Consider the following 5,247-nt stretch of genomic DNA (forward strand, 5'->3'; position numbering starts at 1 on the left):
GCCACCACTGTGGTCGAGATGACCACCGTCCGGGCCGGGCCGTCGAAACCGGAGATCCGGGAGTACGCGAGCCGCGCGGCCTCCCGCCCGAGCCCCACCATGTCGTGCGCGACCACAGTGGTCTCCAGCACGTCGGCCAGGTCGAAGTCGTCGAAGCCGATCAGCGCCGGGGGGTCCGCGACGCCCCGCAGCGCCCGTAGCGCCCCGGTCGTCAGCCGGTTGTTGGTGGTGAAAACGGCGGTCGGCGGTTCCGCCAGGTCGAGCAACTCGCGGACGACGTCCTCCGCCCGGCGTGCGTCGTGGACCTCGGTGCGCAGGTACGGCTCCCACAGCGGGTTGCCGGCCGCGCGCATGGCCTGCACGAATCCGTCTATCCGAGCCCGCTGCGGTGCCTTGCGGGCCAGGTCCGCCACCAGCGCGATCCGCCGGTGTCCCCGCTCGAGCAGGTGGGCGGCGGCGGCCTTCGCGCCGCCGGCGTTGTCGATCAGCACCGCGTCGGCGTCGAGCCCGTCCGGCGGCCGGTCCAGGAAGACGAACGGGATGCCGCGGGTGCCCTCGATGGCCAGGTACTCGTGGCGGTCGGCGCTGGGCACCACCAGCAACGCGCGTACCCGGCGCTCCAGGAAGGCGTCCACCAGGCTGCGCTCGAGCTCGGCGTCCTCGTCGTTGTTCGCGGTGATCAGCTGCAGTCCGTGCTGCCGCAGCTCCCGCTCGATGCCGCTGGCCACCGCCGAGTAGAACGGGTTGGCCAGGTCGCCGCTGATCAAGCCGACCAGTGCGGAGGTGGCGCCGCGGCGCAGCTCACGGGCGATCCCGTTGAGGCGGTAACCGAGCACGTCGGCCGCGTCACGCACCCGCCGGCCGGTGTCCGGTGCGACGTTCGGCTCGGAGTTCAGCGCCCGCGAGGCGGTCTTGAGGCTCACCCCTGCCAACGCCGCCACCTGGGTGAGGGTGGGACGGGCGGTCGGGGCGGACATGGCGGTCAGTATGACATCGTTGCCACCGGTCCGGACCTGCGGCTATGGCCGTTCGGGGCAGTTCGCCGCAAAACGCCACCAACTACCGTGAGTAACCGTGAATAGGGACCGGTACTTCGACAGTCTGCGCGTCTTGGCGATCATCCGCGTGGTGCTCTTCCACGCGTTTCCCTTCGCCGCGCTCGAGCTGGTCTTCCCGTCCATGGGCGTGATGTTCGCGCTGGGCGGGTCGCTCATGGTCAAGTCGCTGGACAAGTCGGTGTCGCGGACCATCCGCAACCGGATCCGCCGGCTGTTGCCCGCACTGTGGGTGATGGGGCTGATCCTGGTGCCGCTGATGTTGCGCCTGGGGTGGCCGGATCACGCGCGCTGGTCGTTGCTGCTGTGGCTCTTCCCGGTCGCGAACCCGCCGGCCAGCGAGTTCGGATATCCGGCCGCGGGCGTGCTCTGGTACCTGGTCACGTACCTCTGGCTGGTCCTGCTCTCGCCGCTGCTGCTCAAGCTCTACCGCCGCGCGCGACTGGCCACCATCCTGCTGCCCCTCGCCCTGCTCGGCGTCTTCGTGATCCACCCGGACGTCTTCGGCGCGCAGGCCGGCGAGGTGGTGCAGAACGTGCTGATGTTCGCCGCCTGCTGGGTGCTGGGCTTCGCCCACCGCGAGGGCGACCTGCGACGGGTACGCGCGGCGGTGCTGCTCCCGCTCGCGGTGGCGGCGGTGGGCGGCACCCTGCTCTGGGCCTTCGAGCACCCGGCGGACACCGGGTTCGACCTGGTCGGCATCCCGCTGGCGTACGCGATCTACAGCGTCGGCTTCGTGCTCGTGCTGCTGCGCTGGTCGCCGCCGATGGGCTGGCTGGCCAGGGCCCGCCCGGTCGACCGCTTCGTCTCGATGGTCAACAACCGGGCCGTCACGATCTACCTCTGGCACAACGTGGCGATCACCATCGCGGTGGTGCTCTTCGACCCGCTGAAGCTGTGGGAGATCCCGACCCAGGTCCTCGAGGACGTGGTCGACTTCGCACTCGCCATGTCGCTGCTCGTCGTCGCGGTGCTCAGCCTCGGCTGGGTGGAGGACATCGCCGCCCGGCGCAAGCCCCGGATGTCCCCGTTCCCCCGCCCGAGGCGCACCGCCCCGGCCGCGGTCGTCCCGCAGCCGGCCGCCCCGGAGCCGGCCACCGTGCAGCCGGTCCCCGCTTGACCGCCCAGGTTTACGCCCCTTGCCCGAAGCAGCACAGCAAGGTTGCGGATGTCGTCGGGGAGCGCGAAACCCGCTGATCGCTAATAAGGTGCTGAGTGTGACGACCGTGGACGATCAGCAGTCCGGGCTCGCCATGCGCGTGGCGCTGGCCAAGCTCGAGGACCGGCGCGAGGTCGCGCGGAAGCAGGAGGTCGTGCTCCGGCTCACCGCGGTCACCCTCGCCTGGCTCGTCCTGCTGGCGATGCTGCTCGGCTACGGACTGGTCAGCAGTGGCAGCTCCGCGCGGCCGCTCGCCGCGCTGGTCGCGGTCGTCGGCCCGTTCGTCGCCGCGGTCATCGCCACCCGGCACCGCTACCCGTGGCTCGGCGCCGCCTACGTGGTGCTGACCCTCGCCATGGTGATCCCGGCCGTGGGCATGGTGGCCTGAGGTGGCCGCCAAGAAGGAGGAACGCGCCGGCGTACCGCTGAGCAGCCTCGACGACGAGCTCTTCCCGGACGCCGGCGTGACCAAGCGCGAGCTGATCGACTATCTCGACGCGGTTCGCGACCGGATCCTGCCCGTGCTCAAGGACCGTCCGCTGTCGGTGATCCGCGTGCTGCGCGGACAGGACAAGTTCATGCAGAAGAACCTCCCGAAGTACACGCCGGAGTGGGTGGCGCGCACCGAGGTGTGGGCCGAGGCGTCGCACCGGCAGGTCTCCTACGCGTTGTGCAACGACCGCCGGACGCTGATCTGGTTCGGCAACCAGCGGGCGGTCGAGTACCACCCGGCGCTGATGCTCGCCGGCGAGCACCACCCGACGCATCTGATCATGGACCTCGACCCGCCGGAGGGCGGCGACTTCTCCCTCGTCGTCGGCGCCGCCGAGCTCATCAAGCGAGTGCTCGACGACATCGGCATGGCCGGCGCGGTGAAGACCAGCGGCAGCAAGGGCGTCCACATCTTCGTGCCGCTGGCGCCCGACTCGGATCCGGCCGACGTCGCCGCCGCCACCCGCGCGCTCGCGGCCCGCGCCGAGCGTCTCGACCCCGGCCTGGCGACCACGGCGTTCATCCGTGAGGACCGGCACGGCAAGGTGTTCCTGGACTCGACCCGAGCCGGCGGCGCGACGGTCGTGGCGGCCTACAGCCCGCGGGTCCGCCCGGGCGCCCCGGTGTCCTTCCCGGTCTCCTGGGCCGACCTTCCCAAGATCAAACCATCGGACTTCACGGTACGCACGGCGGTCGAGCTGCTCGGCGACCGCGACCCGTGGGCGGAGGCGCTGCCCGAGCCGCAGACGCTCGACGCGGGCCTGGTCGAGGAGGGGCACACGATCCCGATCGCCAGGGTGGCCGCGATGCACGAGGGCAAGCGCCGCAAGCGGGCCGCCGAGAAGGGCTGACCGCGCGGCTACTGGAGGAGGGAGCTCCAGAAGGTGACCGTCGGGCGGCGGGGCTCGCCCGGGGTGCCGATGCCGAACTCCTGGAACAGGTAGTCGTCGAGGTCGGCGCCGTGCACGGTGACGTCGGTGCGGTAGAGCGAGAGCACCGGGTGGCCGCTCGTGCCCCGGCCGGCCGGAAGGTAGCGGTGCGAGTAGACCGGAATCATCCTCGGCGCCGTGAGCAGCCCTGCCTTCGCGGCGTCCTGCGCTGCCTCCGGGGACGGCGGGCGCGTGCCCCAGCCGTCGTACCAGAAGTCGCTCTGCGCCACGTCGAACAGGACGCCCTCGACCGGCAGCGCCAGCCGCTCCCGCAGCTGCGCGCGGTCGCCGTCGCGCCAGTCCGGCCAGCCGCGCCCGAAGGGCAGGCCCGCGCCGAGGAACGCGCGGTGGTCGTCGGCGAAGTGGAAGCCGAACTCGTCCTCGACGGCGTCCAGCTCGGCCTCGGACAGGCCCGGCCGGATCGCGAAGCGGCCGGAGCCGGCCAGCTTTTCCGCAGCAGTCACGGCGATCAATCTAACGGCCGCTACACCAAACGGTGCACGCGCGTACTCCGAAGGAGTCCGCTGAGGTGACGGCTGCGGGACGACGCGCTCGCGAGGCGCCGTCCATAGCTTCGGGGCATGACAAACTCACGCTTGATGACACTCGATCGCGGCGCCGTGCTCACGGGCGCGGCGCTGACCCTGGTGGGCGTGCCGGTCGGGTTGGCGCTGACCGGCGGCAACGTCAACGGCACCCTCACCGCCTGCCTCGCGGTCACTCTCGCCGGGTGCCTCTTCCTGGTGCGCCGGTGGCCGCTCGCCGCGCTCGTCGCCTCGGTGGCGAGCGTCGCCGGGATGCGCGGCGGCGACCTGCTCGCGTCCGGCTGGGCCTGGCCGGCCACCTTCGCGTTCGTCGCCGTGGTGCTGGCCGGGCGCACCCGCGCGGCGGTGTTCGTCGGCGCCGCCACGCTGCTGTACGGCTTCGTCTGGGACTTCTTCGTCAACCTGGACGTGACCCCGAACTGGGCGGTCGTCCACGTCGGCGGCGAGGCGCTCTATCTGGCGGCGGTGCTGGCGATCGCGAACGCCTTCCGGAACAACCGGCGGTGGCGGGCCGAGGTGACCGCACGGCTGGCCCGCGACGAGCACGAGCGGGAGCTCGAGGCGGCCCGCCTGCGTGCCGAGGAACGCGTCGGCATTGCTCGTGACCTGCACGACGTGGTGGCGCACACCCTCGCCGTGGTGGGCGTGCACCTGAACGTCGCGCTGGACGCCTTCGACTCGAACCCCGGTGAGGCCAAGGAGTCGATCCGGCTCGCGCAGGACGTGCGCGGGCGGGCGATGACCGATCTGCGGGCCCTCGTCGACGTGTTGCGGGTCGGTGCCCCGGTGGAGCCGACCGGCGGCCTGGACGAGCTGGACGGCCTCGCCGATCAGGTGCGCGGCGCCGGGCTGGCGGTCGAGGTGCTGGAGACCGGCGACCGCGCGAAGGTGCCGGCCGCCGTGTCCACCACGGTCTTCCGGGTGGTGCAGGAGGCGCTGACCAACGTCGTCAAGCACGCCGGCGCGACCAGGGTGGACGTGGTGCTGCGATACGAGGACCTGGAGGTGACGGTCGAGGTGATCGACGACGGTGTGGGCGGAGAGGCGGTCGCCGGCGGGCACGGCCT

The 5,247-nt window shown here is 71.9% G+C and carries 6 protein-coding genes; 4 read left to right on the forward strand and 2 right to left on the reverse strand.

Going from position 1 to position 5,247, the window contains the following annotated elements:
- The coding region (locus AB0M20_RS26035) for a LacI family DNA-binding transcriptional regulator (RefSeq protein ID WP_364302462.1) at nt 1-977 on the reverse strand (977 nt) is incomplete at its 3' end.
- A 97-nt stretch (nt 978-1,074) separates the two neighbouring features.
- Here AB0M20_RS26035 and AB0M20_RS26040 point away from each other — a divergent pair.
- From AB0M20_RS26040 to AB0M20_RS26050, 3 genes are all read left to right on the forward strand, one after another.
- Nucleotides 1,075-2,175 (forward strand): acyltransferase, encoded by a 1,101-nt coding sequence (locus tag AB0M20_RS26040; RefSeq protein ID WP_364302464.1) that lies wholly within the window; start codon nt 1,075-1,077, stop codon nt 2,173-2,175.
- 97 nt (nt 2,176-2,272) lie between these two features.
- Nucleotides 2,273-2,602 (forward strand): hypothetical protein, encoded by a 330-nt coding sequence (locus tag AB0M20_RS26045; protein ID WP_364302466.1) that lies wholly within the window; start codon nt 2,273-2,275, stop codon nt 2,600-2,602.
- Between the two features lies 1 nt (nt 2,603).
- Nucleotides 2,604-3,557, forward strand: coding sequence for an ATP-dependent DNA ligase (locus AB0M20_RS26050; protein WP_364302469.1), 954 nt, complete (start codon nt 2,604-2,606; stop codon nt 3,555-3,557).
- An 8-nt stretch (nt 3,558-3,565) separates the two neighbouring features.
- Here the strand turns inward: AB0M20_RS26050 and AB0M20_RS26055 are convergent, their stop codons facing one another.
- Complete coding sequence (locus tag AB0M20_RS26055; protein ID WP_364302471.1) at nt 3,566-4,099, reverse strand: hypothetical protein; 534 nt, start codon at nt 4,097-4,099, stop codon at nt 3,566-3,568.
- A 135-nt stretch (nt 4,100-4,234) separates the two neighbouring features.
- Between AB0M20_RS26055 and AB0M20_RS26060 the strand changes: the two genes are divergently transcribed.
- On the forward strand, nt 4,235-5,247 hold a 1,013-nt coding region (locus AB0M20_RS26060), incomplete at its 3' end, for a histidine kinase (protein WP_364302473.1).

It is taken from the genome of Actinoplanes sp. NPDC051633 (assembly GCF_040681735.1).
Taxonomy (GTDB): domain Bacteria; phylum Actinomycetota; class Actinomycetes; order Mycobacteriales; family Micromonosporaceae; genus Actinoplanes.